Genomic DNA, 26,390 nt, shown 5'->3' with positions numbered 1-26,390 from the left:
TAAACACGCTGAGTTCTGCAACAAAAAGCCTGTCAAATGACAGGCTTTTTTACGTGAAGCGCATATCAATTCAATGGCATCAACGTCGGATTCGAATACTGATACTCGAAGCCTAATTCTTTGCTGATTAAGCTACCATCCACGAGTTTTCCCTGCGAAGGCTTATCTTCATCGGCAAACTGCGGTGGCTCCAGTCCTAAAGCCCGCGCTAGAGGCGGATAAAACTCAGCTTTAGTCGGATGGATCGGCGCACACAGGTTATAAACATGCCCACCCTGCGGCAGTTTGAGCAGCATTTGAATAGCCGCAATCACATCGTCCTGATGCACCAAATTCACGCCGCTGTTGGCACCAGAAATGCCTGTTTTCCCCGCAAGAAAACGCCCCGGATTACGCCCTGCGCCAACCAATCCTGCCAAGCGTAAAATATCAACCGAGGTATTTGGCAAATCGTGCAGCCACGTTTCTAACTCAGCTAACGTACGGCCAGCGCTGGTATTGGGTTGCAGCTCAGAGCGTTCGTTCACGGTGCCAACGGCATCGCCATAAACCGAGGTAGAACTGAGGAAGATAATCCGTGGAACGTTGTGCGCCAAAGCGCTATCCACCAAAAGCTGAACCGCATGCAAATAGCGCTCGCCCTCTTCTGGCTTACGGCTGGCCGGCAACGTAATCACTAACGCATCGGCATCGAGCAACTGTTCGAGATCGTCTTGCTCGCACTCAAGTTCAGGCGTCATCACCAACGGATAACATTCGATCCCGCTCATCCGTGCAGCCTCAACGCCGTCGGACGTGGTTTTACTGCCAACCACCTGATAGCCGCGCCCCAGCAAAGATAGGGCCAACGGCATACCAACCCAACCAAGTCCTACTATTGATATTTTTTTCATTACGGCCCTCTCAATGCGCATGACCTGCGATCTGATCGCACTATTTATTTCGATGAATTATGCATGGAAAACAATTTATTCATATAAATCAGGCTACGCCACTCTCTCTGTTTATACAATTTCCACGCTATATCGTGCAGTAAAGTATTGTCAGTAATAATCAATCATGCTGGGTAAATGAAACAAAAACGAAATATTAAACTTTTCTCGCTCTGTGCCAACAATAGATAAAACAAAAAATGACCACAAAAAAGGGGTTGCCATCCCCCCTGCATTTGGTTTAGGTTAATTTACAGTTAACGCAGACAATCGTGTCTGCCAAATTATTGGATTACAAAAAATGCTTACTCGCGTTCAGTTCAGCCACCATCATCACCATCATCCTGACTAGTCTGACAGGCCGATGAGTGCTGGAAGACGGTTAACAATCTTCCAGTGGCGCAGAACGCAAAAGAGAGCCCTCGGAAGATTATCTTCCGAGGGCTTTTTTGTTGCCCAAAGATCGCTAAATGACATCACAGAATTTAAAAATTATTAAGGGAAGCCACATGTTAGACAAAACTCGTTTACGTATCGCCATGCAAAAATCCGGTCGCCTGAGCGAAGACTCTCAGGAACTTCTGGCGCGCTGCGGCATTAAAATTAATCTTCAGCAGCAACGCTTGATCGCATTCGCTGAAAACATGCCTATCGATATTCTGCGCGTTCGCGATGACGATATCCCTGGATTAGTGATGGATGGCGTTGTTGATTTGGGCATCATTGGCGAGAACGTTTTGGAAGAAGAGCTGTTGAGCCGCCGCGCTCAGGGCGAAGATCCGCGCTACTTCACGCTGCGTCGCTTGGATTTCGGCAGCTGTCGTTTATCATTGGCGATGCCGTTAGACGTTCCTTACGACGGTCCGCAGTGTTTACAAGATTCCCGCATCGCAACTTCCTATCCACACCTGCTTAAGCAATATCTCGATAAACAAAATATCCGCTTTAAATCATGCTTGCTGAACGGCTCGGTGGAAGTCGCACCGCGCGCTGGCCTTTCCGATGCGATCTGCGATTTGGTGTCTACCGGCGCAACCTTAGAAGCCAATGGTCTGCGCGAAGTTGAGGTGATTTATCGTTCCAAGGCCTGCCTGATCCAACGCGATGGCGAAATGCCAGCCGCAAAACAAGAACTCATCGACAAACTGATGACCCGTATTCAAGGCGTTATTCAAGCTCGCGAATCTAAATACATCATGCTGCACGCGCCAAGCGACAAGCTGGAACAAATTATTCAGCTGTTGCCGGGGGCTGAACGTCCAACATTACTGCCGCTGGCCGGTGACCAAAACCGTGTCGCCATGCACATGGTGAGCAGTGAAACCCTGTTCTGGGAAACCATGGAAAAGCTGAAATCTCTGGGTGCTAGCTCGATTCTGGTTCTGCCAATCGAAAAAATGATGGAGTAATAGCGATGATTGCTGCTGATAAGAAAACCAACTTTAACAACATCACTTTCTGGAACGAATGCGATGCGCAGCAGCAACAAGCGCTATTGCAACGTCCAGCGGTCGCCGCGTCTGACGCCATTAGCGCCAGCGTGGCCAATATTCTGCAACAGGTTAAATCCGGCGGCGATGTAGCTCTACGTGAGCTAAGCGCCAAATTCGATAAAGTGGATATCGCCACGTTGCGCGTCAGCGTGCGCGATATCGATCAAGCGGCCTCCCGTTTAGGCGAAGAGATCAAAGCGGCGATGCAGCAGGCCGCCAAGAACATCGAAAAATTCCACGTTGCCCAGATCTTGCCTGCGGTTGATATCGAAACGCAGCCTGGTGTACGTTGCCAGCAGGTCACCCGTCCGCTGGCGTCGGTCGGTTTATACATTCCCGGCGGTACTGCACCGCTGCTATCCACCGTATTAATGCTCGGTATTCCGGCGCGCGTCGCCGGCTGTCAACGCGTAGTCTTGTGTTCGCCACCGCCGATTGCCGACGAAATCCTCTACGCTGCCTCGCTGTGTGGCATCACCGAAGTGTTTCAGGTCGGCGGCGCTCAGGCTATTGCTGCACTGGCTTTCGGCAGCGAGTCTATCCCTAAAGTGGATAAAATTTTTGGGCCGGGCAATGCTTACGTCACCGAAGCCAAACGTCAGGTAAGTCAAAGCATCGACGGCGCGGCCATCGACATGCCCGCGGGGCCTTCTGAAGTTCTGGTCATCGCCGATGAAAAAGCGACTCCGGCATTTATCGCAGCTGATTTGCTGTCTCAGGCCGAACACGGCCCTGATTCACAGGTGATTTTGCTCACGCCCAATGCCGAAATTGCTAAACGCGTCGCCGTTGAAGTGGAAGCACAGCTGGCAACCCTGTCACGTGCCGACATCGCCCGTCAGGCGCTGGACTCAAGCCGTTTGATTGTCACTTCGTCATTAGCGGAGTGTATCGATATCAGCAATCGCTATGGCCCTGAACACTTGATTATCCAGACTCGCGAGCCGCGCCAGTGGATCGACCAAATCACCAGCGCAGGTTCCGTGTTCCTTGGCGACTGGTCGCCAGAATCGGCGGGCGACTACGCGTCTGGAACTAACCACGTGCTGCCAACCTACGGCTACACCGCCACCTACTCCAGCCTCGGTTTAGCTGATTTTCAAAAACGCATGACCGTTCAACAAATTAGCGCCGATGGCCTACTTGGCTTAGCGCCGGTGATTGAAGCGATGGCGGCGGCAGAGTTACTCACCGCCCACAAAAATGCCGTCACCCTGCGCGTTGCTGCGCTCCAGTCTCAGCAGAAGGAGAAAAACTAATGAGCTCCAGCATTGATGAATTGGCCCGCGCCAACGTGCGCAAATTAGTGCCTTATCAGTCTGCTCGCCGTCTGGGCGGTAAAGGCGACGTGTGGTTAAACGCCAACGAATATCCGATTGGCACGGCTTATCAGCTCAGTACCGATACCTTTAACCGTTATCCAGAATGTCAGCCACAGGCCGTGATTAATAACTATGCGTCCTACGCGGGCGTCAACGCCGATCAGGTTTTAGTCAGCCGTGGCGCCGATGAAGGCATTGAGCTTCTGATCCGTGCATTCTGTGAACCGGGTCAGGATGCGGTGCTGTATTGCCCGCCGACATACGGTATGTACGGCGTAAGCGCTGAAACCTTTGGCGTTGAACGCCGCACGGTTGCACTTCGTGAAGACTGGCAGTTGGATTTACCGGCCATTGAACAAAATCTGGCTGGCGTGAAGTTGATTTACGTCTGTAGCCCTAATAACCCAACCGGCAACTTGCTTAGCCCAACCGATTTACGCCAGCTGTTAGAGCTGGCCGCAGGAAAAGCTATCGTGGCCGTTGATGAGGCCTATATCGAATTCGCGCCGTACGCAACGCTGGTGCCTTGGCTGACTGAGTTCCCGCACATGGTCGTATTACGTACCCTGTCTAAAGCGTTTGCTTTAGCAGGTTTGCGCTGTGGCTTCACGCTCGGCAGCCCTGAAATGATCACCCTGCTGTTGAAAGTGATTGCACCTTATCCTCTTTCAACGCCGGTTGCCGATATCGCCGCACAGGCGCTCTCTCCAGACGGTGTGGCAGCGATGCGCCAGCGGGTGCAAACCATTCTAGAAAACCGCGCACTGCTGGTAAAAGCCCTAACCGAATGCGACTGCGTCGAAGCCGTTTATCCCGGCGAAGGCAACTATTTAGTCTTTCGCTGTTCTGCCGCCGCGGCGGTGTTTAAATCGCTCTGGGATCAAGGCATTATCTTACGAGATCAAAGCAAACAACCTAGCCTGTCTAACTGCTTAAGGATCACCATAGGCACCCAGGCAGAAAACAACCAAGTGATTGCAGCCCTGCGCGCTTTTCCCAATGCCGTAGCCGCTAAAGAATTCAGCAAGGAGGCCGTGTGAGCCAGAAGTTTCTTTTTATCGACCGTGATGGAACCCTAATTAGCGAGCCACCGGTTGATTTTCAGGTCGACCGCATGGACAAATTGGCGTTTGAACCTGCCGTTATTCCTGCCCTGCTGAAACTACAGCAGGCCGGTTATCGTTTGGTGATGATCACCAATCAAGACGGTTTAGGCACAGCCAGTTTTCCGCAGGCCGATTTTGACGGCCCGCATAACTTGATGATGCAAATTTTCACCTCACAAGGCGTGGTCTTTGATGACGTGCTGATTTGTCCACATCTGCCCGCCGACAACTGCACCTGCCGTAAGCCAAAAACCGAGCTGGTGCAGTCGTATCTGAATCCTGAAGTGATGGACTATGCAGCCTCACGCGTCATTGGCGACCGTGAAACAGACGTTCAGCTGGCTGAAAATATGGGCATCACAGGCATTCGCTACAACGCCGAAAATAGCGGTTGGGCACAGATCGCCGAAGAGTTGACTAAACGCGACCGCCATGTGCAGGTGAACCGCGTTACGCGTGAAACCGCAATCAACGTCGACGTGTGGCTCGATCGTGAAGGTGAAAGCCACATTCGTACCGGCGTCGGCTTCTTTGATCACATGCTCGATCAAATTGCCACTCACGGCGGCTTCCGCATGAACATCGAGGTGAAAGGCGATCTGTATATCGACGATCACCACACCGTGGAAGATACCGCGCTGGCCTTAGGCGAAGCGTTGAAAAAAGCGCTAGGCGATAAACGTGGCATTTCCCGTTTTGGCTTTGTGCTGCCGATGGATGAATGTTTGGCGCGCTGCGCGCTGGATATCTCTGGCCGCCCTTATCTGGTTTATAAGGCCGAGTTTACCCACCAGCGGGTAGGCGATCTCAGCACCGAAATGGTTGAGCACTTTTTCCAATCTCTGGCCTATGCCATGGGGATCACGCTGCACTTGAAAACCAAAGGGAAAAACGATCACCACCGCGTAGAGAGCTTATTTAAAGTCTTTGGCCGCACGCTGCGTCAGGCCATTCGCGTTGAGGGCGATACCCTGCCAAGTTCGAAAGGGGTTTTATGATGGCCGACACTAACGTTGTGATTCTGGATACCGGCTGTGCCAACTTATCCTCGGTGAAATATGCGATTCAGCGGCTAGGCTATGAGCCAAAAATCAGCCGTGAACCCGATGTGGTCCTCACCGCTGATAAGCTATTCCTTCCCGGAGTGGGAACGTCACAAGCCGCCATGCAACAGCTGCGTGAACGCAATCTGATTGAGCTGATCAAAGCCTGTACTCAGCCCGTTTTGGGGATCTGCCTCGGCATGCAACTGCTGGCTAGCCGCAGCGATGAAGGCAATACCGACACATTAGGCATTATCGATACTCCCGTCGAAACCATGAAAGATTATGGGCTGCCTTTGCCGCACATGGGTTGGAACCAAGTGTCCGCTCTCGCCGGTCATCGCCTGTTCCAAGGGCTGGAAGACGGTGCCTATTTCTATTTTGTGCATGGTTATGCCTATCCCGTATGCGAAAACACCATCGCGCAAGCGAACTACGGCGCGCCATTTAGCGCTGCGGTGCAAAAAGACAATTTCTTCGGTGTGCAATTCCACCCTGAACGCTCCGGCGCAGCCGGTGCTCAGCTGTTAAAAAACTTTCTGGAATTGTCACTTTAAGGAGCAGCACGCCAATGATTATTCCCGCATTAGATCTTATCGACGGAAAAGTAGTGCGTCTGCATCAGGGCGATTACGGCCAGCAACGTGATTATGGCAATGATCCGTTACCGCGCCTGCAAGATTATCAGCAACAAGGCGGTGAAGTTCTGCACTTGGTTGATTTAACCGGTGCCAAAGATCCGGCAGCGCGCCAGATCCCATTGCTGCGCAAACTGCTGGCCGGTGTTTCCGTTCCCGTGCAGGTCGGTGGTGGCATTCGCAGTGAAGACGACGTTGCGGCGCTGCTTGAAGCGGGCGCTGCACGCGTTGTCATCGGCTCAACGGCGGTGCGTCAACCTGATGTCGTGAAACAGTGGTTTACCCGTTTTGGTGCCGATGCGCTGGTTCTGGCGCTCGACGTGCGCATCGCGGCTGACGGCAGCAAAAATATTGCGGTTAGCGGCTGGCAGGAAGATTCCGGCGTCACGCTTGAACAAATCGTCGATGAGTTTCTGCCTTATGGCCTCAAGCATGTGCTTTGCACCGATATTTCGCGCGATGGCACGCTCAGCGGCTCCAACGTGGCGCTGTATCAAGAAGTGTGTGCGCGTTATCCGCAGGTAGCGTTTCAGTCATCCGGCGGCATTGGTAGCCTAGAAGATATTGCAGCTCTGCGCGGCAGCGGCGTTCAAGGCGTTATTGTGGGGCGCGCCCTGCTGGAAGGAAAATTCACCGTGAAAGAGGCTATCGCATGTTGGCAAAACGCATAATTCCTTGTCTGGACGTACGCGATGGCCAAGTGGTCAAAGGCGTTCAGTTTCGTAACCACGAAATTATCGGCGATATCGTACCGCTGGCTCAGCGCTACGCGCAGGAAGGTGCCGATGAGCTGGTATTTTATGACATCACCGCGTCGTCCGATGGGCGCGTCGTGGATAAAAGCTGGGTATCACGCGTAGCAGAAGTGATTGATATTCCCTTCTGCGTCGCTGGCGGGATCAAAAGCATTGAAGATGCTTCGCAAATCTTAACCTTTGGCGCCGATAAAATTTCCATCAACTCCCCTGCGCTGGCCGATCCTGATTTAATTTCTCGACTCGCCGACCGCTTCGGCGTGCAGTGCATCGTGGTGGGGATCGACACATGGTTTGATGTCGAAAGCGACAGCTATCAGGTGTATCAATTCACCGGTGACGAGCAGCGTACCAAAGCCACCACGTGGCAAACGGTTGATTGGGTTAAAGAAGTGCAAAAGCGTGGTGCCGGTGAGATCGTGTTAAACATGATGAACCAAGACGGCGTGCGCAACGGCTACGATCTGCGCCAGCTAAAACTGATCCGCGACGTATGTCATGTGCCGCTGATCGCCTCCGGCGGTGCGGGTACACCAGAGCACTTCCTTGAAGCATTTCGCGACGCCGACGTTGATGGCGCGCTGGCCGCCTCGGTGTTCCACAAACAAATTATCAATATTGGCGATTTGAAACGTTATCTGTCGCAACAAGGTGTGGAGATCCGCTTGTGTTAAAAGAATCCTTTTTATCTGAACAACAAAAAGAACAATTAGATTGGAACAAAGTCGATAACCTGATGCCTGCGATCGTTCAACATGCGGTATCCGGCGAAGTGCTGATGCTGGGCTATATGACGCCCGAAGCACTCGATGAAACCAATCGTAGCCGCCACGTAACATTTTACTCGCGTACCAAACAGCGCCTGTGGACCAAAGGCGAAAGCTCAGGCCATTTCCTCAGCGTTGTCAGCATCACGCCTGACTGCGATAACGATACGTTGCTGGTGCTGGCGGAGCCTCAGGGCCCAACCTGTCACAAAGGGACTAGCAGCTGTTTCTCTCCTGCCGCCTCCGACTGGGCATTTTTGTTCCAGTTAGAACAGTTGCTGGCAGAGCGTAAAAATGCCGATCCGAAAAGCTCTTATACCGCGAGCCTATACGCCAGCGGCACCAAGCGTATCGCGCAGAAGGTGGGAGAAGAAGGCGTGGAAACCGCGTTAGCCGCCACGGTGCACGACCGCGACGAATTAGTGAATGAAGCTTCAGACCTGATATATCACCTGATGGTATTGCTACAGGATCAAGATCTGGACCTAAGCGCAGTGATTAATAATCTGCGTCAACGGCACGAGAAATAATCGCGGTATTTAACTGTCTATATTTGTAACGTCATCATATTATTGATGACGTTACAAACTGCATATATCCATATCCCAATAGCCCCCAAACGCAAAATATTAGCCAACTCACGCAGATCGCAATGCAGCACTAAAATTATGCTTGATGAGAAAGGCGCTTCCCCTCCTATTATCAAATGAAATTAGAACCACTAAGCCATTAATAAAATTAAAATTTCAAAATAAAAAAAATACTTTTTAGAACTATTCCTAGACCGTCATTCTGCTAAATCCCGAGTCGTGGTTATTTTCAACTATTCTGCCAGCGCCCACTCTTTAACCTCGTTAATTACAACTCTATTTTACCCTAGTTATTTTTAATTAAACGTTAAAAATTACTGTCTATCCTTCATTTCACTTCTCCGTAATATGCATTTTATAAACAGTTCATCGGCAGTGCACTCAACCGGTAGCATCAAACATTTAATATTAAGGGGACTGAAATGAATCAAACCGCGCGTATTTCTATCTACTTCGCCGTCGCTTCGGCATTAACAGTGACTTTATCTCCGGCCAGTTGGGCGGCGGATATCGGCGTAGGCCCGCAATACGACACCACCCACGTCTATGCTGAGCCGGGAAAAATGGATACTTTCGTCGACAGTATTCTGAAAACTTTTGGTGGAAGCGCGACCCAGGGCGTCTTAGCGGATGTCACCCCTACGCCGAGCAAAACCTATTCTCAGTTGATCTTAACGCCATCGGGAAGCTTTTCCGTATTTGATTTTCAAACACCAGTACCTTATCCGTTTGGCAACGAACGTAATGGTTTCTTAGTCACTGATATGGATGCCGCGATAGCGAGCGCCAAAAAAGCCGGAGCCGACGTAATCGTAGAGCCATTTAACGATCCTATTGGTCGTGACGCTGTTGTTCAGTGGCCGGGCGGCGTCAATATGCAACTGTATTGGCATACCAAAGCACCTAACTATCAGCCACTGAGCTTTATTCCTGAAAACCGTATTTATCTTTCACGCTATCGCGTTGATGATTTTATTAAAAGCTATCAGAAATTCTCTAATGGCAAAGTCGTCGATGATTCACAGCAAAGCGCTACCGTAATTGGCGGTGAGAAAAATAGCGCTATTCGCGTGGTTAATTTGTCCTCGGCCTTCGGAAAAACCCGCATCTTTGTCACCGATGGACATTTGAACTATCCATTCGGGCAGGAACGTACCGGCTATGGCGTCGCTAATCTGAGTGAAACCCTCGGCAAAGCAACGGCCAGCGGTGCAAAAATCCTATGGCAGTCGGTCGCAGGCGAAAAACGAGCTAGCGCCGTGGTGCAATTCCCTGGCGGCTATATTGCGGAAATCCATCAAGACACCAAATAATTTTTATCTTATCGCGATGCCAACTTGATTTGGCATCGCGACCTCAGCAAGCGATCCCCATGCCACAATCTAATAAACAACACTCTTATCAATTTCGATCTTATCGATGGTTCCCGGCATTGGTTGCAACAACGATGCTAACAACGATTGTCCACTCACCTTATCTGCATGCCGAAGAATCACCAGCATGGAAGCAGATCGCATTAACTGACAATGCGACGCTTTCCTTCGACGGCTCGCTGCGTGAACGCTACGAATGGAGCGATCAACGCGATCTGGCCGCCCATGGCGGAGGGCGAGATAGCACCTTCATGCAGCGTTTTCTGCTGGGTTCCAAACTCGACTATGGCCGTTATTTATCAACCTATGTTCAGCTTGGCTCGTCGATTGCCACGCCGCGCGATCAGGGACGCAAGCCAACGGATGACGATCACGCCTATGTCGGGCAAGGATACATCGATTTAAAATTACCTACCGACGCGGGTCTAGGTACGCTGCGGGTGGGACGGCAAGAGATCCCCCTCGGCTCACTGCATTTGATGGGAACGCGTGACGGAGCAAACGTGCGTCGCTCGTTCGATGCGGTTCGCGCCAGTTGGGCAACACCCAAAAATCGCGTAGATGCATTTATTGGCCATCCGGTGAACATCAAAAAAGGCAGTTTTGATGATGACACCGACAATAGCCAAAAAATCTGGGGGCTATATGCCACAACGCCGGTAGCCCCACTCGCCTCTTCTATCGATCTCTACACCTTTGGCTTCGAAAGCAACGATTCCACCTACACGCAGGGCAGCGGCAGTGAACGCCGCTATACCGTTGGCAGCCGAATTTTCGGCGCTGCGGCGGGATTTGATTGGGATAATGAGGCCGCGTATCAATTTGGTGAGTTTTCACCTAATGGCGCATCACACACGATTCAAGCGTGGTCCGCATCAGCGCATGCGGGCTATACCGCGTCTACATGGATATGGCGGCCACGTTTCGGCGGCAAAATTGGGATAGCGAGCGGCGACAAAAATCCGCACGACGGCGAACTAAATACCTTCAATGCCATGTACCCTAAATTGCCTTATTTGACCGAAAACGGATTGGTGGCTCCGGCTAACCTGATCGATATTCATCCGTCAGTCACGCTAACGCCAACGGATACGATCTCTGTTGATCTTAGCTGGGATGCGATGTGGCGAGAGCAAAAGCAGGACGGATTTTATCTTGGCCCAATGAAACCGGTTAAAAACAGCACACAAGGCAGCCGCTTTATTGGCAATCAGTATCAGATTTCAACCCAATGGACGCCTGAAAAATGGCTGCAATTTAAATTCGCCTATGCCTATTTCGACGTTGGCCATAGCTTAGAAAAACATGCCAATTTAAAGGATATGAATTTCATTATGACATCTGCAACGCTGAGTTTTTAAGCCGTGGTTGATCCTGAGTCTTAAACCCCCATCTATACTTATGTAGCCTAAAAAATAACCGGAGGTGAATAATGGCCAGTGGTTGGGCAAATGATGGGGCAGTTCAGGATCAAATTGACGCTACGGTTGATGACGCCGTTGCGCGTGCACGTAGCCAACTGAGCCACGGCGAAAGCGCTCATTTTTGTGAAGAGTGCGGCGCAGAAATCCCAGAAGCACGGCGCAAGGCGCTGCCGGGAGTACAGCTTTGCGTGAACTGTCAGGCGGAAATCGACAAAAAGCAGCAGGCCGCCAGCGGATACAACCGTCGAGGCAGTAAAGATAGTCAGTTGAGGTAGGCAAACTACCTCAACTCATTCACGCCGTTATGCCAAATAAGATTGGGTCAGTGCCACCCAGTATGCTGCGCCCACGCTCAGATTGCGGTCGTCAAAATCGTACTGTGGGTGATGCAGCATCGGCGAATCACCGTTGCCAATAATGCAATAACAGCCGGGCTTATGTTTGAGCATAAACGCAAAATCCTCACTGCCCATAAACGTGTTAGGCATATCCACAACCTTCTCGCTGCCGAGTAGCTCAACCGCCACCTGCTTGGCAAACGCGGTTTCATGCGGCGTGTTCATCAACACCACGCCCGCCACCGCGCTTTCGATGGATGCCGTTACGCCATAACATACGGCCTGCGCTTCGGTAATGGTTCGAATCCGTTGCAGCACATTTTTACGCACGTCTTCATCAGTGGAACGAATGCTTAATCTCAACACCGCTTCCTGCGGGATCACGTTTCCTGCGTCACCGGCCTGAAAAGCTCCCACGCTAACCACAGCCTGATCCTGCGCGGCAATATTCCGTGAAACGATAGTTTGCAATGCCATCACTAATGATGCTCCAGCAACGATCGGATCAATGCTTTTTTCAGGCGTTGAGCCATGACTGCCTTTACCTGTCAGGGTGATAGTTAAGCTATCCACCGCGGCCATCGTCGCGCCTTCTTTAAACGCCATATGCCCTTGTGGGTACCCAGGCATATTATGCATACCGTAAACGGCATCGATGGGGAATCGTGTGAACAACCCATCGTCAATCATCGCCTGCGCGCCGCGCATATCTTCTTCAGAAGGCTGAAAAATCAAACGAACGGTACCGTTGAAGTTTGCGCTATCGCTCGCCAACCACTGCGCCGCACCCAGCAGCATGGACGTATGACCGTCATGACCGCAGGCGTGCATTTTTCCTGAACAGGCACTCTGATATTTCACCCCGCTGGCTTCATGAATCGGCAATGCATCCATGTCTGCGCGTAAGCCGATGGATTTTGTTCCCGTTCCTCGGGTTAAACTCGCAACAATGCCGGTTCCGCCGACGCCCGTAACAACTTCATAGCCCCATTGATTGAGCAACTCAGACACCTTGCTAGAGGTATTCGTTTCGTGAAAGCCCAACTCTGGATTGGCATGAAATTCGTGGCGGATATTTTCCAACTGAGCCTGCGAACGTTGTAGCTGGGAGATGAGTGTTGCGGAGTCAAAATTCTTCATTAATTCAACCTTTGAGGATTTCAAACAGCCAATGCCGGAACCTACCGCTCAAATGACATTCGCAAACAATTCAAGAGATTCAGTTTAATCATAGCGGTATTTATCACCCTCAATGTACCCGTAGTGCGCCGCTTGCTGTTAACGAAATGTGTTACTGACTGCAAACCGTTCATATAAACATCACCAGCAACCCAAACTCGATAAAAAAAGCTTTTAATTTTGCTACTTCTTTATAGGTAATTAGTTCAAAAATTTTCTATACTTACCAAGTTTTTGAATCCTATAGCATTGAAAATAATCAATTCATTCGATTCAGGAATAATATGGCAAGAAAACTATATTAATAATTATATGGAATAAACTATGAGCAATCGATATCAGACTCCCGGCAAGCGCCGGAGCAGAGCCTGGCTGTGGCTTTTGTTGTTGGGGATCATCATCGGTGCAGCCCTGCTGGCAGGAACCGCCACCGTTATGCATAAAACCAGTGACACAGCATTCTGCATTTCATGTCACACCATGGAACAGCCTCTCGCCGAATATCAGGGCAGTATTCACTTCCAGAACACCAAAGGCATCCGCGCCGAATGCGCTGACTGCCACGTTCCACACCAACCTATCGATTACCTGCTCACCAAAGTTGCCGCATTGAAAGACGTGTATGGCGAAGTGACCGGTAAAATCGATACGCCTGAAAAATATGAGGCGCATAAACTCGCTATGGCGCAAAGCGTGTGGGATACGTTGAAGAAAAATGATTCCGCAACCTGCCGTTCGTGCCACAGCTACGACGCGATGGACGTTATCGCACAGAAACCAGAAGCGCGTCAGCAGCATCCGGTAGCCATCAAAAATGGTGAAACCTGTATCGATTGCCACAAAGGTGTTGCCCATATCCTGCCAGATATGAGCGGATTAGCCGCCGCCGGTGCCAGCGAATTGGCCAACGCCGCAGCGAAAACGCCAGACAGTGCTACTACGCTGTACACCATCGCTACCGAACCGTTCTACTTGAGCGCCGACGAAACCCAGCACAACGCAGGTAACTTGATGCCATCCACCGAAGTGAAAGTGGTGAAACGTCAAGGCGATCGCGTATTAGCTGACGTTGCCGGTTGGCAGCAAGACGGTGTGGCGGAAGTGTTCTATGCCGCACAAGGCAAGCGTATCCTTAGCGTGTTAGTGGGCGAAGATGCACGCAAACAGCTGAAAACCTTAAGCACGGTTAAAGACGCCGAAACTGGGCTGGTTTGGCATCAGGTTTCATTGCAGGTTTGGTTGCCGAAAAAACAGCTGGTTGATGACCAACAAAAAATTTGGCATTACGCCTCCGACATGATGTCTGCCAACTGTACCGGTTGTCATGGTTTAACGGCGCTTGATCGCTTCAACGCCAACCAGTGGATCGGTGTGGTCAAAGGTATGGCTCCACGTACTTCTCTGACGCAGGAACAACTGCGCGTTCTGACTCAATACGTTCAGAAACACGCCAGCGATATGCCTGCCAATCAGTCGAACAAGATTTAAGGAGCCATAACAATGAAAAAAAATCTGAACTCCCACGTTGAAAACGTTAGCGATTTCGAACAGAAACCGCTTCAAGTCAGCCGTCGTCGCTTTCTGACCGGCGCAGGTGCGGTATTGAGCGTGCCATTGCTGGCAGGTTTATGGCCTAAGTCAGCATTAGCACAGGCCATCAGCCAAGCGTTGCCACAGTTTACGGCGCTGCGTCAGGCACAGACCGGCATACTCACCGCTGCACACTGGGGCGCTTTCGAAGCTATCGTGAAAGACGGCAAAATGGTGGATGTTAAAGCCATTAGTGACGATCCGTACCCGAATGAGCTCATTACCATGGCGCCCTATCAGGTGCATGCGGAAAACCGTATTAAGTACCCGATGGTACGTAAAGGCTGGCTAGAAGGCGGCCCTGCCAATAGCCAACCAGAACTGCGCGGCCGTGACGAATGGGTACGCGTGAGCTGGGATAAAGCTCTGACGCTGGTGAGCGATCAAATTGCACGCCTGCAAAAGGAGCATGGCCCACAGTCTATTTATGCTGGTTCTTACGGTTGGAAGAGCGTGGGTATGCTCCACAATAGCCGTACACTGCTTCAGCGTATGATGAATCTAAGCGGCGGCTTCTTAGGCTATGCGGGTGACTACTCGACCGGCGCCGCGCAGGTCATCATGTCTCATGTGGTGGGTTCAATGGAAGTTTATGAACAACAAACCGCATGGCCAAACGTTATCGAGAATAGCCAGCTAGTGATTCTGTGGGGATGTAACCCGATGATCACATTAAAAAATAGCTGGAACGTTCCCGATCACGTTGGCCAAACTGGCTTTGAGGCGCTGAAGAAAAAAGGGACACGGATCATCAGCATCGATCCCGTACATAACGACAGTGCGAAATTCGTGAATGCTCAGTGGATCGCACCGCGTCCGTACACCGATACCGCCATGCTGATTGGTATTGCGCACACACTGCTGACAGAAAAACTGCATAACCCTGATTTCCTGAAAACCTATACCGTTGGCTTTGATAAATTCGAAGCTTATCTTATGGGTCAGGACGATGGCATCGTCAAAGACGCCAACTGGGCAGCCGAGGTTAGCGGCGTTGATGCCGACGTACTTCGCCAGCTAGCGCGTGATATGGCGAAGAATCGCACCATGATTATGGGTGGCTGGGGTATTCAACGTCAGCATCACGGCGAACAGCAACACTGGATGCTAGTGACCGTTGCCGCCATGTTGGGGCAAATTGGTCTGCCGGGCGGTGGTTTTGGCTTTAGCTATCACTACTCTTCAGGCGGCAGTCCTACGGCTAAAGGTGGGATCTTGGCGGGCATTTCCGCCGGTAACTCACCGAAAAATACGCCTACGCCAATTCCCGTTGCGCGTATTGCCGAATGTTTAATGAATCCAGGCAAAACCATTAATTTTAATGGCGCTCAGGTTACCTATCCTGATGTGAAAATGGTTTACGTCGCGGGCGGTAACACCTTCCACCAGCATCAAGATACAAACGCGCTAGTCAAAGCTTTCCAAAAACCTGAAACCATTGTGGTCAACGAACCCTATTGGACGGCAACGGCCAAACACGCGGATATCGTATTCCCAACCACCACCAGCTACGAACGAAACGATCTGGAAATGGGCGGTGACTATTCTCAGCTGTATGTCTTCCCAATGCATCAGTGCGTACCACCGCAATTCGAATCACGTAGCGATTTCGATATTTTTGCAGGTTTGTCAGAAAAACTCGGGGTTCAGGATGCCTTTACCGAAGGCAAAGACGAAACTCAGTGGCTGAAAAGCATGTATGACGACATGAAAACGCAGGCTCGCGCAGCTCGTGTGGCATTGCCGCCGTTTGATATGTTCTGGGAATCAAACAACTATGTTCGCTTCCCTGTGCCAGAAGAGAATAAACAATGGGTACGCTTCGCTGACTATCGCGAAAACCCACTGTTAAATCCATTAGGTACACCGTCCGGTAAAATCGAAATCTACTCTGACGCCATTGAGAAAATGGGTTATGAAGATTGCAAAGGTATTCCAACGTGGATGCCGCCGCATGAATGGTATAAAGGGCCTGAAGCCGCAAAATATCCGCTGTCTCTGAATACCGCTCATCCGATCAACCGCCTGCACTCTCAGCTAGACAATACGCCGCTGCGTAAAAAATATGCAGTTGCCGATCGTGAAGCCATTCTAATCCACCCAATTGATGCTAAAACTCGTGGCATCAGCAACGGTGATTTAGTGCGTGCCTTTAACGATCGCGGTCAGATCTTGGTGGGCGCCGTGGTCACTGAAGATGTGCGTCAGGGCGTGATTCGTATCAGCGAAGGGGCATGGTTCGATCCGGCCGATCCTGCAACACCAGGATCGCTGTGTAAAAACGGCAACGTGAACTGCCTGACATTTGATATTGGCTCATCCAGCTTGGCGCAAGGTAACTGCGGCCAAATGGCACAGGTTGAGATCGAAAAATATCAGGGGCCTGCGCTCACTAACACCGCCCATGCGGTACCGGCTGGCGCATAGCTTCTAACGCTGTACTTTAGCCATATCACCAACGGGGCTTCGGCCCCGTTTTTCGATTAAACAGCAATCCTTGCATCATGATTTCTCAACTCGCTACCAGCCGAGATCTGCCTTTAATTCATCAATATCGCTGGCCCGAGTCACACCGATACCGGCTTCCAGATCGCGGATCGCCTTCAGCGTTTTTGCATTAGGCTTAAGCAATTCCGCAGGTACTTCGCCCGGTCACGGCTATCTGATTAACTAATAACCGGATGATCGTTGAAAGATCGGTTCCTAACGCGCTGGCATTCTCCATGGCGGCCACTTTAACCGCAGGGGAAACTCTGGCTCTTACTACATCACTTTTGGTCATAACTTCGCTCCATGAACTGAGTGTTTTATAACCATAAATGTAGCTACATCGTAGCCACAAAATAAGTGAATTCATCCTTCTTTCTCCGTGTTTATACTTCCCGCCATTATTGCGTTTTACGGATAAAAGTCAGAACCAAGGAAAAATAGTGGAATGCCCTTCGCAAACTATTTTCAGCCTGCTATCCATTTATTATTGTGCATAATCTATTCCCTATCTTTTGTATGACTTTCTTACATTCGAGAGGCTGAAACAGCTTTTCATTTTTAACATTCGAGCGTAACATGCCCGCCCTGAAGTTCTCCGTTCACCTCTGACTGATCCCTGATAAACCTATGCGCATGTATTCGACCGCACTCCGCCGTCTGCCCGATTTAACCTCCACCTCATTCTTGATTGTGGCTTTTTTGACCGGTATTGCTGGCGCATTACAAACACCAACGCTCAGCCTGTTTCTCTCCACCGAAGTGGTTAAAAGCCCGTTCATGGTTGGGTTGTTTTATACCGGCAGCGCGGTGATTGGGATCATCGTTAGTCAGTTTCTCGCCGCTCGTTCAGACCGCTCTGGCGATCGCAAAAAGCTGATTTTATTGTGCTGCATCCTTGGTGCCGCTGGCTGTCTATTGTTTGCCTATAACCGTAACTACTATTTATTGCTCGTCGTCGGCGTCATGCTCACCAGTTTTGGCTCCACCGCCAACCCGCAGATGTTTGCTCTGGCTCGTGAATACGCAGATAAAACCGGTAAAGAAGCGGTGATGTTCAGCTCAATTTTGCGTGCGCAAGTCTCTCTAGCGTGGGTGATTGGGCCACCGATTTCGTTCGCGCTAGCGCTCGGTTTTGGCTTTCCGTTTATGTATATGGCGGCGATGGCGACGTTTTTAGTCTGCGGTTTGATTGTGTGGTACACCCTGCCTTCAATGCCAAAAACAGTGGTGCGCACAACTGAAGTGCTGGATGCGCCGCGCCGCAATCGTCGCGACACCCTGTTGCTCTTTGCTGCCTGTACGTTGATGTGGACCTGCAACAGCATGTATCTCATCAATATGCCGTTGTACATCATTCATGAACTGCATCTGCCGGACAAATTAGCTGGCGTGATGATGGGCACCGCCGCAGGCTTAGAAATTCCGACCATGCTCATCGCGGGCTATTATGCGAAGCGCTTCGGTAAACGCTTTTTGATGATGGTTGCACTCGCCGCAGGCTTGGCTTTTTATGCTGGCCTATTGTTCTTAACCGCGCCGTGGGCACTGCTGGCGTTGCAACTCCTCAATGCCGTTTTTATCGGTATTTTGGCCGGAATTGGCATGCTGTATTTTCAGGATTTAATGCCCGGTCAGGCAGGTTCAGCCACCACTTTATTCACTACTGCGGGGCGTACCGGCTGGATATTTGCAGGTTCTGTGGCTGGTTTTATTGCGGAATTCTGGAACTATTACGCCGTATTTTTTGTGTCGCTGGTTTTGTTGATTGCGGGCGTGGCCTGCATGTGGAAAATCAAAGAAGCGTAATCTCTACGGTTGATAGGAATACGATCTATAGGAACAAAAACGCTGGAAATAAGATCCCAGCGTTTCGGTGTATTACTGCGTTATCTACACAATGGCTTTGATCATATCCATCAGTTGTTTGATATCTTCTGGCCGTGTCTCACCACTTTGTGGGTCGATAATCGAGGTATAGACGTGTGGCATCACTCGCGGCATACCAGCCTGCAAACAGGTTTGTAAAATAACCCCAAAGTTATCCAAATCAATGCCGCCCGTCGGTTCTATCAGCGTCATGCCGTTACGTGCCGCGCTTTCCGCCAAGACTTTTAGTTCAGCTAAGCTACGCTCCCCGCCCATAGGGAAAAACTTCGCCGCGTGCGCGCCCATGTCCAACATCATATTCACCGCGCTATCGCAGGAAACAATGGCTTTGTCACCTTTGGCACTGCGCTCGCCGGTTGAAATTTGTACCTGCCCTATCTTTCCCGTCGGACTCACTAGCGCATTGATATGCGTATGCGACTGCCCAGCCTGAGCCAGCGCGCCTGCGGCGAAACCGCATCCGGTGAAGGTTTGGTTAACATGCGCGGCACCGGTCTCGGCGGCAATCATCGCGGCTTTATAAAATTGAGCAGGATCGCCCGCCCCCAATCCCACTGAAATCGAAGGCACCTGCAACTGCCAGCGTTTAACCTCTTCAATGCCCTGCGCCACATTGTCGAACTGTGCCGACAACACGCCAATGACCGCATGTCCTTCGGCGGCGTCATACACCGCTCGCGCATTTTCAATATTTTTAGCCAACACGTTGATGGCTACGCGCCCTTGGTAAAAATTAATGCTTTGCATAATGCTTTTCCTGTTCACCGGCGATCTGTGCCAGTCTTTCAACGATCGTGGTTAAATCATGATGATCTAATGTGCGGGGATCGATACTGAAAACACCTTGATGCAGGAAGTATCGACGCGTGTAGATAGCGATGTCACCGGTTCGTAGCATCGCTTCAACCTGCCGCGCATCTATACCCAAAATGTCAGGGTGAACACGCACCTGAACGCGCCAAATCTCACGCCCCGCTTCATCTTGTTCAATCTCCGCGCTAAATCCGCGCAGTGCCGAGATCGCATCAACCGTGGATGCCAGTTTTTCTGGCATCATATTGGCGATACCTTCGCCATAAAGCTCCAGCGCTTTCACCAAGCCGACCATGTTTTCTTTGCCGATTTTCATCGCTCGCGCAATTCCGTGATGCTGAGCTTTGCAGCAACGGATCCACTCACGCCCGCCAGTGATAAAGCCTGACGTTGGCGCATTGAACGCTTTGGCTCCGCTGTAAATCACCATATCAGCGCCACGAGCTACGTATTGGCGCAAATCTTCTTCGGCGGCGGCGTCAACAATGAGTGGCAGTTGGAACTGTTTAGCGACCGCCACAAAATCCTCAAGCGTAAGCATGCCTTTTTGTACGCTGTGGTGAGATTTCACAAACAGCAGTGCGGCGGTACGTTCGCTGACCGCTTTCTCAAGCTGCCAGCGCGCAGCCAAATTACTCTGCCCCACTTCAACAATGCGCCCGCCACCCAAACGAATGGCGCTGGTGATTGGCGCGCCATAATCAATGTTATGACCGCGCAGGATGAGAATTTCGTTGGCCATGCCGGAGCTGTCCGGCATCATCGCTACGCGGTCTGGTTCACCGCGCGTGATAACCGCCGCCACCGCAATGGCAATCCCCGCCGACGCGCAAGAGGTTATATAGCTATCCTGCGCGCCGGTGTGTTCTGACACCAGCTCGCCGGTGCGATCGACCAGCGCATCAATTTCCACAAACGCCCCTGCGGCCTCAGCCGTGGCGGCCATCACTTCAGGTGATACCGCTGAAACGCCCAGAATAGTCATTTTTCCGCAGGCGTTAATCACACGTTTTAGCCCTAGGCGTTGGTAAATATTTTGACTCATTGCAACTCTCCTTACAGCACACCAAGCAGCGAACACACCACGCTAATCACCACCACCGAAAGCAAAATCGTGGTATAGCGCGGGCCTTTTTTGGTGAGATAGAAGTAGATAGAGAACACCGCGGCCAACGGCAAAAGCCCAGGCGCGATGGAATCTAATATCTGCTGCACAACAATTTCAGACCCTTCAAGCGCGCTGATTTTGAGCGGTGACGTTATCTTGACGTAGCTTGCCGATAGCGCGCCCATCATGATTAACCCCAGCACGTTGGCACCGTAAATCAGCTCTTTGATTCGCCCGCCTTGTAGCAAGGTGATGATGGAATCGCGCCCAAGGGTATAGCCTTTGTGTACCAGCCCGTAGCTGACCGCCAGCGTAATACCGGTGTAAAGCACCAGCGGCAAGATCCCGCCGAATGCGCTTCCTTTGGCAGCAAATGGAATGAAGATCGCGATGAGCAAAGGCATTACCGCCGCCCAAATTACCGAGTCACCGATACCTGCCAGTGGCCCCATCAATCCCGTTTTGATCCCGGTGATCGATGCATCAGAAATGGGTTCACCGCGCGTTTTCTGTTCTTCCATGGCGATGGCAACGCCTTGGATCACCGCACCAAACGTTTGTTCGGTGTTAAAGAAGTTCAAATGGCGCTTCAACGCTTCGGCTCTCTCTTCTTTTTCGGGATAGAGCTTTTTGATAATCGGTGTCATCGAGGCGCAGAAAATCAGGCTTTGTAGACGTTCATAGGAGCTGGAAACCTCAGCACCCAGCCAATAAATAAACCACGCTTTGGTGATATCGCCTTTGGTGAGCGCCGAACTCTGGCGGGCACGCTCCACTAATTCGTGCTGCATGATATCTGGGGTTGATTCACTCATGATGATGCTCCTTCATTCTTTGCTAAACCTTTCACCAAAAACGCCACGCAGGTGCCGAAAATAGCCATCGCCATGATGTCGACTTTGAGATAAAGCACCGCGAAGAAACCACCGATGAACCAAGGCAGCAGGCTTTTCTTACCAATCACCATGATGGTGATGGCAAAACCGAGCGCGGGCAGAATGCCGCCCATAATTTCAAAGGAGTGCGTTAACCAATGCGGCATCAGGGCGAGGAACTTCTCGACCACGCTCTGGCCGAAATAGTTGGCACCAAACACCACTGGGAAACGAAGTACTAATCCCAGAAGCGCCGGATATAAGAAGGCACAGCGCATAATGCCGCCGGTATTGGCCTCTTCGGCGTATTTATCCGCCATGTGTACCCATGCAGCATTCAGCGTGCGACGTAGCTGGTCGAGGAAGACCCCAATCACGCCAAACGGAATCGCCAGCGCGATAGCTAAGTTAGGCTCCATGTGGGCCTGAACGGCAATCGGGATCGCGATACACGCAGCAAGTGCCGGATCGGAAGGCACATTACCACCCGGCGTTGAGGTCACGCCGAGATAAACCAGCTGCATGCCCGCCCCAATAATCATTGAGGTTTGCATATCGCCCAAAATCACCCCAACGAACACAGCAATAACAATCGGCTGAACCAGCATGCCGGAAAAGGTGTACCCAAGACGTAAACGGGCAAACCAGTAATACAGCCCCATGCTGATAGCAATAAACAAGGTATCCATAGTGATTTCCTCTGGTCAAAATCAATGGTCAACAGTCAAAGTTGGCACTCAACGTTGGTACTCAAAGACGATTAGTATTTTTTTAGAATGTCTTCTAGCGACTGCGGTTTATCTTCTGGAATGGTTTGGAAGAACACCTTAATGCCGTGATCTTTCAGGTCGCCCAAAATGCCCACGTCTTTATCGTCTAGCGTAATGTTTTGGAAAACGGCTTTGCGGCTCGGGCCTCCGCCTAACCCACCCACCTGAATATTTTGTACATCAAAGCCTTGATGCACGGCGTCTTGTACCGCCGTCAGCGATGGGAACAGCACCAGTACTTTACCTTCGCCCAGCTGATTCTCTTTCCACGCGGCGGCAAAACTGCTGTTGCTGTAGCAATCCACTTTGATGCTTGGCGGTGCCGCCATCAGATAGATATTTTTCATAAACGGATCGGCGTCCAGTTCGTCGCTGACCACCGCAATACGGTTTGCTTGAGATTGCCCAACCCACTTAGTAACAACCTGACCATGAATTAAACGACTGTCGATACGACATAAAACGATGCTAGCCATGTGATTTTCCTTTTCGTTATTCGGTTTTATATTTCGGATTTGATGGGTTATGCGTTGTTCTGAAGGCTATTGATATGCGCCACCACGTCGAGGCAACTGTCGCGCCCAGCCTCGACCAGCTCTTCGATTACATCGGTCAACAAACCGGTTTCGCGCAGCTCTAAAGCCTGTAGCAACAGCGACGCATTCAGGCCGCAAATCACGCCGATTGGATAATCCACGCTCAGCCGAGCCGCCACGTTTGACGTGGTTCCACCGATAAAATCGGTCAGGATCAACGATCCTTTCGGCATGGCGATCACGGCTTGTTCAACGCGCTGAAAAAACTCGCTAAAGGTATCTACTGGCATGAGCGCAATTTCGGCCACGCCTTGAATATCTCCGGTAACCATTCGTAGACTGGCGCAAAGCTGGCTGCCCCAGCCACCGTGAGTGAGCAGTAAAATCTGTGGTAGGGAATGTGAAGCGGTGGTAGACAAAATGAGCCTCCTGGCATTCAGTCAAAGAAATAAAAGGTTTCTATGACGGGTATTGCAACGCCCGTGCCAGCATTGTGTCACGGCGCGTTTTTTATCGAGGAGGTATGCAGAGAAAGCTCGTGGAATGCGGGCTAGCGGTAGAGAAGCTCGTAAATATAAATGAATTCTGCGTCAGATAAACGAATGGCATAGGCCTCCTCAATGGGGGCAAACGCCTGTTTGATGACACTCATCGCGGCAGCATCAATATCTTGCTGAGTTTCCAGCGCCATCTGTAACGGTTTACGGCTAATAACGATACGCTCCACCATGCAACAACAGTGGATAAGGAAGCGTAGTGTCACTTGTCGGCTCGGTTTGAGGTCTGAGGCCTGACAGATCCGCTGTAAGACGCTCTCCATTTCCTGCAAAATGCGCCGAGGGTTCAGAACCGAAATCTGATTAATAATACTTTCGAGCGTTAACGCGCTGATAAACCGCATTGAGCTACGTTCAACTTCTAAGCGACGTTCCTGAGTGCTGAGGTCGGGGTTTAATAAGCTAAGCAGCAGCTCGGGGCCTTGCTCTGAAAACATCTCTTCCAGCGAGATAAAGGGAATGTCCGGCAATCCCGGTTGGAACGTCCCCACAATGCCCACCAGCCGTTCATGGGGAGCGAGAACCTGCTGAATACGGTCTAGGCTTCGAACTTCGTTGTAATCCAGAATTAATAAGCGCGTATCCTGCGCCATCAGTTCACCAAAACTCTCTGACAGTACCTTATGGATTTTCTCTGCGGTTCCCATACCAGTAATGCAGGACACCACCAGCACTTTCCCCGCACCGGCTTGTTCGGGCGAGCACCAATGGCACGGAATTTGTTTCTCCTGCATTAGCGCATTCAGCGCGGCAAAATCGCTAGATTCATAGGTCAGATCCAGACCAATCTCCAACAGGCTAGTAAGCGTCATGTTTGGCAACAGCAATACTTCGAACTGGAACAATTTGCTGATGGCGCTGCCAAAATGAACCAGCGAACCAATATCGACCATCAGAATCACGCGCCGGTAGCCACGGCTGCGGATCAGGTTGGTAAGCACTTCCAAGGTGTCATGCACTGACTGCTCGAACGGCATATCAATCGCGGTCAGCAGTTCACGCTCTAAAACCTGATTAACATACTGCGCCATACTGGTGGCCGTCGTAGCACCGTGGGCAATAAAAATAACGCCAAGCTCGGGGCTATCGTCAATTTCACAGCGGTGTTGGCGACACTCTTTCAGGAACATGCATAGATACACCACTTCGGTCGCAGGACATTGAATATTAAATATTTCATCGATGCGACGGCAAAGCTGCATCGCGTTATTGTATTCGTCTTTGCAGTGATCCAATATCAGGCTTGAAGAGTAAAGCTGAGGAATCAAACCGCGCTGGACATAGCTCAGCAAGGTGAGGAAGTGCTTACGCAGATGGTTAACCATGTTTTCTGGCAGCGTAAACCCAACTACCTGCTCAACGTAGCCAATCAGCAACGCTAAACGCTGCTCAAGCTGCCCGCTGTAGCCGACCGTCGCAGTGTCACGACTGTACAAACCATATTCAAATATCGAGCGCAGCTTGTTTTTGAGGATAGCCAGCGTTTCCTGCGGCGGCACGTTGCTGTTGCGTAGGTTGACATATTCACGCGTCAGAAAACGGTAAAACAGGTCGCTGTCTTCTTGCCCAACGGCAGCACCTAACGAGGGTTTAAGCGCGGACAAAGTATCTGCGCTGATATCCAGCCATTGTTGTTGACCAAATATACTATCGACCAGCAAGCGTTGATCCGCAGTCGGCATCACCGATTGCTCTACCAGCTTTTTGTCCAAGGTCAGCACATCGTGTTGCTGCCCCATGCCGGCCGCCCAGCCCTGAGCGCACAAGAACTGGATGTCGCTTTTCAACTGGCCAATATTGCCTTCCAACGGTTTTTCTAGCAGCCACAGCAGCAGCGCTTTATCTACCCGAATGGTGCGGCTAATTTTTCGACTTTCCTGATGCAAGAATCCGGTAATCAGCTCAATTTGCTCTTCCATTGAACGTTCACGTAAGGCGGGAAGATCGACGCTGACCTGAATACGACGCTGGAAAGTGCGTAGCAATGTGGAATTCACGGGCTCCGTGGTGGCGCAGATTAAGCGCACACTCACCGCGCGCGCCTTATGACTCGAACCCAACGCTCGAAACTCACCTTTATCTAACAGGGCAAACAGCTTTTCTTGTCCTTCATAAGGAAGGCGATGAATTTCATCCAGCAGCAGATAGCCACCGTCAGCCTGCTCGATAAGCCCTGTTTTATCGCTGGTTGCGCCGGTAAAAGCGCCCTGCCGATGACCAAAAAGATGAGAAGAGAGGAGCTCGGGGTTGTGCGCATATTCAGCACAGTTGAAATAGACCATCGGCAGTGCGTTATTGCCGCTTTGCTGGCAGGCAAACTGATGCATCAGCTCGGCAAAATAGGTTTTCCCTACGCCGGACGGGCCGGTCAGCAAAACATGTAACCCGCTGGGATAGAGTACCGCGGCCTTCCCTTTTTCTACCGCCAGTTTCAGGCTGCGGTCGTAACCAATCAGTGCGGTAAAAGGGTCGCTGGCGATAAGTGGGTCTTCACTTGGCAATAATTCGCTGACAAAACGAACCTCGGTGAGATGGTCCGGTAGCACATGGCCAATGAGTGTTTCTACCACCTCACGATGGAGGAAATAAACCGGACGGGTTTTCACCTTAATGACCCGTTGCTCACTCCACAGTTGGTTAAGATCTTTACTGACTGAATTACGCGCGAGGCCAAGATTAAAACCAATACTTTCAGCGGTGAAAGCAACGTCGTTTTGCAAATCGGTCTGGTTCAGACCCAATGTTAAGCGTTCTAATTCCTGGCAAATTCTGTCTATACGTTTCATGCTGAGATCTAATCCGTC

General features: G+C 50.9%; 25 protein-coding genes and 1 other annotated feature. Of the genes, 15 read left to right on the top strand and 10 right to left on the bottom strand.

The features are described 5' to 3' along the window. Positions 1-65: 65 nt before the first annotated feature. A complete protein-coding gene (locus DSM2777_RS13085; RefSeq protein WP_061554174.1) occupies positions 66-893 on the bottom strand; it encodes an SDR family oxidoreductase in 828 nt (275 codons plus the stop codon). A 340-nt stretch (positions 894-1,233) separates the two neighbouring features. Between DSM2777_RS13085 and hisL the strand changes: the two genes are divergently transcribed. From hisL to DSM2777_RS13030, 12 genes are all read left to right on the top strand, one after another. After that, positions 1,234-1,284 (top strand): his operon leader peptide, encoded by a 51-nt coding sequence (gene hisL / locus DSM2777_RS24475; RefSeq protein WP_102961614.1) that lies wholly within the window; start codon positions 1,234-1,236, stop codon positions 1,282-1,284. Beyond that, positions 1,260-1,385: a sequence feature (His leader region), on the top strand. It overlaps the preceding gene by 25 nt. A gap of 56 nt (positions 1,386-1,441) precedes the next feature. Continuing rightward, a complete protein-coding gene (hisG, locus tag DSM2777_RS13080) occupies positions 1,442-2,341 on the top strand; it encodes an ATP phosphoribosyltransferase (RefSeq protein WP_004095958.1) in 900 nt (299 codons plus the stop codon). A gap of 5 nt (positions 2,342-2,346) precedes the next feature. Then, positions 2,347-3,684, top strand: a complete 1,338-nt coding sequence (gene hisD / locus DSM2777_RS13075) for a histidinol dehydrogenase (protein ID WP_061554173.1) — start codon at positions 2,347-2,349, stop codon at positions 3,682-3,684. Beyond that, positions 3,684-4,787: a histidinol-phosphate transaminase gene (hisC, locus tag DSM2777_RS13070; protein WP_061554172.1), complete on the top strand. Its 1,104-nt coding sequence runs from the start codon at positions 3,684-3,686 to the stop codon at positions 4,785-4,787. The genes hisD and hisC overlap by 1 nt, the downstream gene beginning before the upstream one ends. Then, complete coding sequence (hisB, locus tag DSM2777_RS13065) at positions 4,784-5,851, top strand: bifunctional histidinol-phosphatase/imidazoleglycerol-phosphate dehydratase HisB (RefSeq protein WP_061554171.1); 1,068 nt, start codon at positions 4,784-4,786, stop codon at positions 5,849-5,851. The genes hisC and hisB overlap by 4 nt, the downstream gene beginning before the upstream one ends. Then, positions 5,851-6,453: an imidazole glycerol phosphate synthase subunit HisH gene (hisH, locus tag DSM2777_RS13060; protein WP_096386968.1), complete on the top strand. Its 603-nt coding sequence runs from the start codon at positions 5,851-5,853 to the stop codon at positions 6,451-6,453. The genes hisB and hisH overlap by 1 nt, the downstream gene beginning before the upstream one ends. A gap of 14 nt (positions 6,454-6,467) precedes the next feature. Continuing rightward, the gene (gene hisA, locus DSM2777_RS13055) at positions 6,468-7,205 is read left to right on the top strand and encodes a 1-(5-phosphoribosyl)-5-[(5-phosphoribosylamino)methylideneamino]imidazole-4-carboxamide isomerase (RefSeq protein ID WP_046458044.1); all 738 of its coding nucleotides are present in this window, start codon (positions 6,468-6,470) and stop codon (positions 7,203-7,205) included. Continuing rightward, positions 7,187-7,963: an imidazole glycerol phosphate synthase subunit HisF gene (gene hisF / locus DSM2777_RS13050; RefSeq protein ID WP_061554170.1), complete on the top strand. Its 777-nt coding sequence runs from the start codon at positions 7,187-7,189 to the stop codon at positions 7,961-7,963. The genes hisA and hisF overlap by 19 nt, the downstream gene beginning before the upstream one ends. Positions 7,964-8,025: 62 nt before the next feature. Then, the gene (gene hisIE, locus DSM2777_RS13045; protein ID WP_234555993.1) at positions 8,026-8,586 is read left to right on the top strand and encodes a bifunctional phosphoribosyl-AMP cyclohydrolase/phosphoribosyl-ATP diphosphatase HisIE; all 561 of its coding nucleotides are present in this window, start codon (positions 8,026-8,028) and stop codon (positions 8,584-8,586) included. Between the two features lie 482 nt (positions 8,587-9,068). Further along, complete coding sequence (locus tag DSM2777_RS13040) at positions 9,069-9,959, top strand: VOC family protein (RefSeq protein ID WP_061554169.1); 891 nt, start codon at positions 9,069-9,071, stop codon at positions 9,957-9,959. Positions 9,960-10,093: 134 nt separating this feature from the next. Further along, positions 10,094-11,380, top strand: a complete 1,287-nt coding sequence (locus tag DSM2777_RS13035; protein WP_131019550.1) for an alginate export family protein — start codon at positions 10,094-10,096, stop codon at positions 11,378-11,380. Between the two features lie 71 nt (positions 11,381-11,451). Beyond that, positions 11,452-11,718 (top strand): DksA/TraR family C4-type zinc finger protein, encoded by a 267-nt coding sequence (locus tag DSM2777_RS13030; RefSeq protein WP_040045834.1) that lies wholly within the window; start codon positions 11,452-11,454, stop codon positions 11,716-11,718. A 27-nt stretch (positions 11,719-11,745) separates the two neighbouring features. On the opposite strand, the gene DSM2777_RS13025 is transcribed toward DSM2777_RS13030, so the two are convergent. Then, entirely contained in the window at positions 11,746-12,921 is a 1,176-nt protein-coding gene (locus DSM2777_RS13025; protein WP_061554167.1) for a M20 aminoacylase family protein, read from the bottom strand. A gap of 363 nt (positions 12,922-13,284) precedes the next feature. Between DSM2777_RS13025 and DSM2777_RS13020 the strand changes: the two genes are divergently transcribed. Together DSM2777_RS13020 and torA are read left to right on the top strand one after the other, a co-directional pair. Next, a complete protein-coding gene (locus DSM2777_RS13020) occupies positions 13,285-14,448 on the top strand; it encodes a NapC/NirT family cytochrome c (protein ID WP_061554166.1) in 1,164 nt (387 codons plus the stop codon). A gap of 12 nt (positions 14,449-14,460) precedes the next feature. Continuing rightward, positions 14,461-16,977 (top strand): trimethylamine-N-oxide reductase TorA, encoded by a 2,517-nt coding sequence (gene torA / locus DSM2777_RS13015; protein WP_061554165.1) that lies wholly within the window; start codon positions 14,461-14,463, stop codon positions 16,975-16,977. Positions 16,978-17,173: 196 nt separating this feature from the next. Here torA and DSM2777_RS24965 read toward each other — a convergent pair whose 3' ends face one another. Further along, positions 17,174-17,332: a hypothetical protein gene (locus DSM2777_RS24965; protein WP_237087772.1), complete on the bottom strand. Its 159-nt coding sequence runs from the start codon at positions 17,330-17,332 to the stop codon at positions 17,174-17,176. A gap of 335 nt (positions 17,333-17,667) precedes the next feature. On the opposite strand from DSM2777_RS24965, the gene DSM2777_RS13005 reads away from it, so the two are divergent. Further along, entirely contained in the window at positions 17,668-18,846 is a 1,179-nt protein-coding gene (locus DSM2777_RS13005; RefSeq protein ID WP_025800857.1) for a sugar efflux transporter, read from the top strand. An 84-nt stretch (positions 18,847-18,930) separates the two neighbouring features. Here DSM2777_RS13005 and dagF read toward each other — a convergent pair whose 3' ends face one another. From dagF to dagR, 7 genes are all read right to left on the bottom strand, one after another. Next, a complete protein-coding gene (gene dagF / locus DSM2777_RS13000; protein ID WP_061554164.1) occupies positions 18,931-19,674 on the bottom strand; it encodes a 2-dehydro-3-deoxy-phosphogluconate aldolase in 744 nt (247 codons plus the stop codon). After that, entirely contained in the window at positions 19,661-20,785 is a 1,125-nt protein-coding gene (dgaE, locus tag DSM2777_RS12995) for a D-glucosaminate-6-phosphate ammonia lyase (RefSeq protein WP_061554163.1), read from the bottom strand. Before dgaE ends, dagF begins: the two co-directional genes overlap by 14 nt. Before the next feature lie 11 nt (positions 20,786-20,796). After that, a complete protein-coding gene (locus tag DSM2777_RS12990) occupies positions 20,797-21,663 on the bottom strand; it encodes a PTS system mannose/fructose/sorbose family transporter subunit IID (protein ID WP_025800854.1) in 867 nt (288 codons plus the stop codon). Next, the gene (locus tag DSM2777_RS12985; RefSeq protein ID WP_025800853.1) at positions 21,660-22,412 is read right to left on the bottom strand and encodes a PTS mannose/fructose/sorbose/N-acetylgalactosamine transporter subunit IIC; all 753 of its coding nucleotides are present in this window, start codon (positions 22,410-22,412) and stop codon (positions 21,660-21,662) included. The genes DSM2777_RS12990 and DSM2777_RS12985 overlap by 4 nt, the downstream gene beginning before the upstream one ends. Before the next feature lie 71 nt (positions 22,413-22,483). Then, entirely contained in the window at positions 22,484-22,969 is a 486-nt protein-coding gene (locus tag DSM2777_RS12980; protein WP_046458054.1) for a PTS sugar transporter subunit IIB, read from the bottom strand. Between the two features lie 47 nt (positions 22,970-23,016). Continuing rightward, positions 23,017-23,448, bottom strand: coding sequence for a PTS sugar transporter subunit IIA (locus tag DSM2777_RS12975; RefSeq protein ID WP_156088357.1), 432 nt, complete (start codon positions 23,446-23,448; stop codon positions 23,017-23,019). A 131-nt stretch (positions 23,449-23,579) separates the two neighbouring features. Then, positions 23,580-26,372 carry a transcriptional regulator DagR gene (gene dagR, locus DSM2777_RS12970; protein ID WP_061554161.1) on the bottom strand — a complete coding sequence of 931 codons (2,793 nt, stop codon included), beginning with the start codon at positions 26,370-26,372 and terminating at the stop codon, positions 23,580-23,582. Positions 26,373-26,390 lie beyond the last annotated feature (18 nt).

The organism is Obesumbacterium proteus (assembly GCF_001586165.1).
Classification (GTDB): Bacteria; Pseudomonadota; Gammaproteobacteria; order Enterobacterales; family Enterobacteriaceae; genus Hafnia; species Hafnia protea.
Note: the sequence above shows the minus strand (reverse complement) of the source record. Positions and strands in the feature narration are given on the sequence as shown.

Bases quoted from the DNA above. Each gene is read 5' to 3' on its own strand.
- DSM2777_RS13085 (WP_061554174.1), bottom strand. From the start codon at position 893: ATGAAAAAAATATCAATAGTAGGACTTGGTTGGGTTGGTATGCCGTTG.
- hisG (WP_004095958.1), top strand. From the start codon at position 1,442: ATGTTAGACAAAACTCGTTTACGTATCGCCATGCAAAAATCCGGTCGC.
- hisD (WP_061554173.1), top strand. From the start codon at position 2,347: ATGATTGCTGCTGATAAGAAAACCAACTTTAACAACATCACTTTCTGG.
- hisC (WP_061554172.1), top strand. From the start codon at position 3,684: ATGAGCTCCAGCATTGATGAATTGGCCCGCGCCAACGTGCGCAAATTA.
- hisH (WP_096386968.1), top strand. From the start codon at position 5,851: ATGGCCGACACTAACGTTGTGATTCTGGATACCGGCTGTGCCAACTTA.
- hisA (WP_046458044.1), top strand. From the start codon at position 6,468: ATGATTATTCCCGCATTAGATCTTATCGACGGAAAAGTAGTGCGTCTG.
- hisF (WP_061554170.1), top strand. From the start codon at position 7,187: ATGTTGGCAAAACGCATAATTCCTTGTCTGGACGTACGCGATGGCCAA.
- hisIE (WP_234555993.1), top strand. From the start codon at position 8,026: ATGCCTGCGATCGTTCAACATGCGGTATCCGGCGAAGTGCTGATGCTG.
- DSM2777_RS13040 (WP_061554169.1), top strand. From the start codon at position 9,069: ATGAATCAAACCGCGCGTATTTCTATCTACTTCGCCGTCGCTTCGGCA.
- DSM2777_RS13035 (WP_131019550.1), top strand. From the start codon at position 10,094: ATGCTAACAACGATTGTCCACTCACCTTATCTGCATGCCGAAGAATCA.
- DSM2777_RS13030 (WP_040045834.1), top strand. From the start codon at position 11,452: ATGGCCAGTGGTTGGGCAAATGATGGGGCAGTTCAGGATCAAATTGAC.
- DSM2777_RS13025 (WP_061554167.1), bottom strand. From the start codon at position 12,921: ATGAAGAATTTTGACTCCGCAACACTCATCTCCCAGCTACAACGTTCG.
- DSM2777_RS13020 (WP_061554166.1), top strand. From the start codon at position 13,285: ATGAGCAATCGATATCAGACTCCCGGCAAGCGCCGGAGCAGAGCCTGG.
- torA (WP_061554165.1), top strand. From the start codon at position 14,461: ATGAAAAAAAATCTGAACTCCCACGTTGAAAACGTTAGCGATTTCGAA.
- DSM2777_RS24965 (WP_237087772.1), bottom strand. From the start codon at position 17,332: ATGACCAAAAGTGATGTAGTAAGAGCCAGAGTTTCCCCTGCGGTTAAA.
- DSM2777_RS13005 (WP_025800857.1), top strand. From the start codon at position 17,668: ATGCGCATGTATTCGACCGCACTCCGCCGTCTGCCCGATTTAACCTCC.
- dagF (WP_061554164.1), bottom strand. From the start codon at position 19,674: ATGCAAAGCATTAATTTTTACCAAGGGCGCGTAGCCATCAACGTGTTG.
- dgaE (WP_061554163.1), bottom strand. From the start codon at position 20,785: ATGAGTCAAAATATTTACCAACGCCTAGGGCTAAAACGTGTGATTAAC.
- DSM2777_RS12990 (WP_025800854.1), bottom strand. From the start codon at position 21,663: ATGAGTGAATCAACCCCAGATATCATGCAGCACGAATTAGTGGAGCGT.
- DSM2777_RS12985 (WP_025800853.1), bottom strand. From the start codon at position 22,412: ATGGATACCTTGTTTATTGCTATCAGCATGGGGCTGTATTACTGGTTT.
- DSM2777_RS12980 (WP_046458054.1), bottom strand. From the start codon at position 22,969: ATGGCTAGCATCGTTTTATGTCGTATCGACAGTCGTTTAATTCATGGT.
- dagR (WP_061554161.1), bottom strand. From the start codon at position 26,372: ATGAAACGTATAGACAGAATTTGCCAGGAATTAGAACGCTTAACATTG.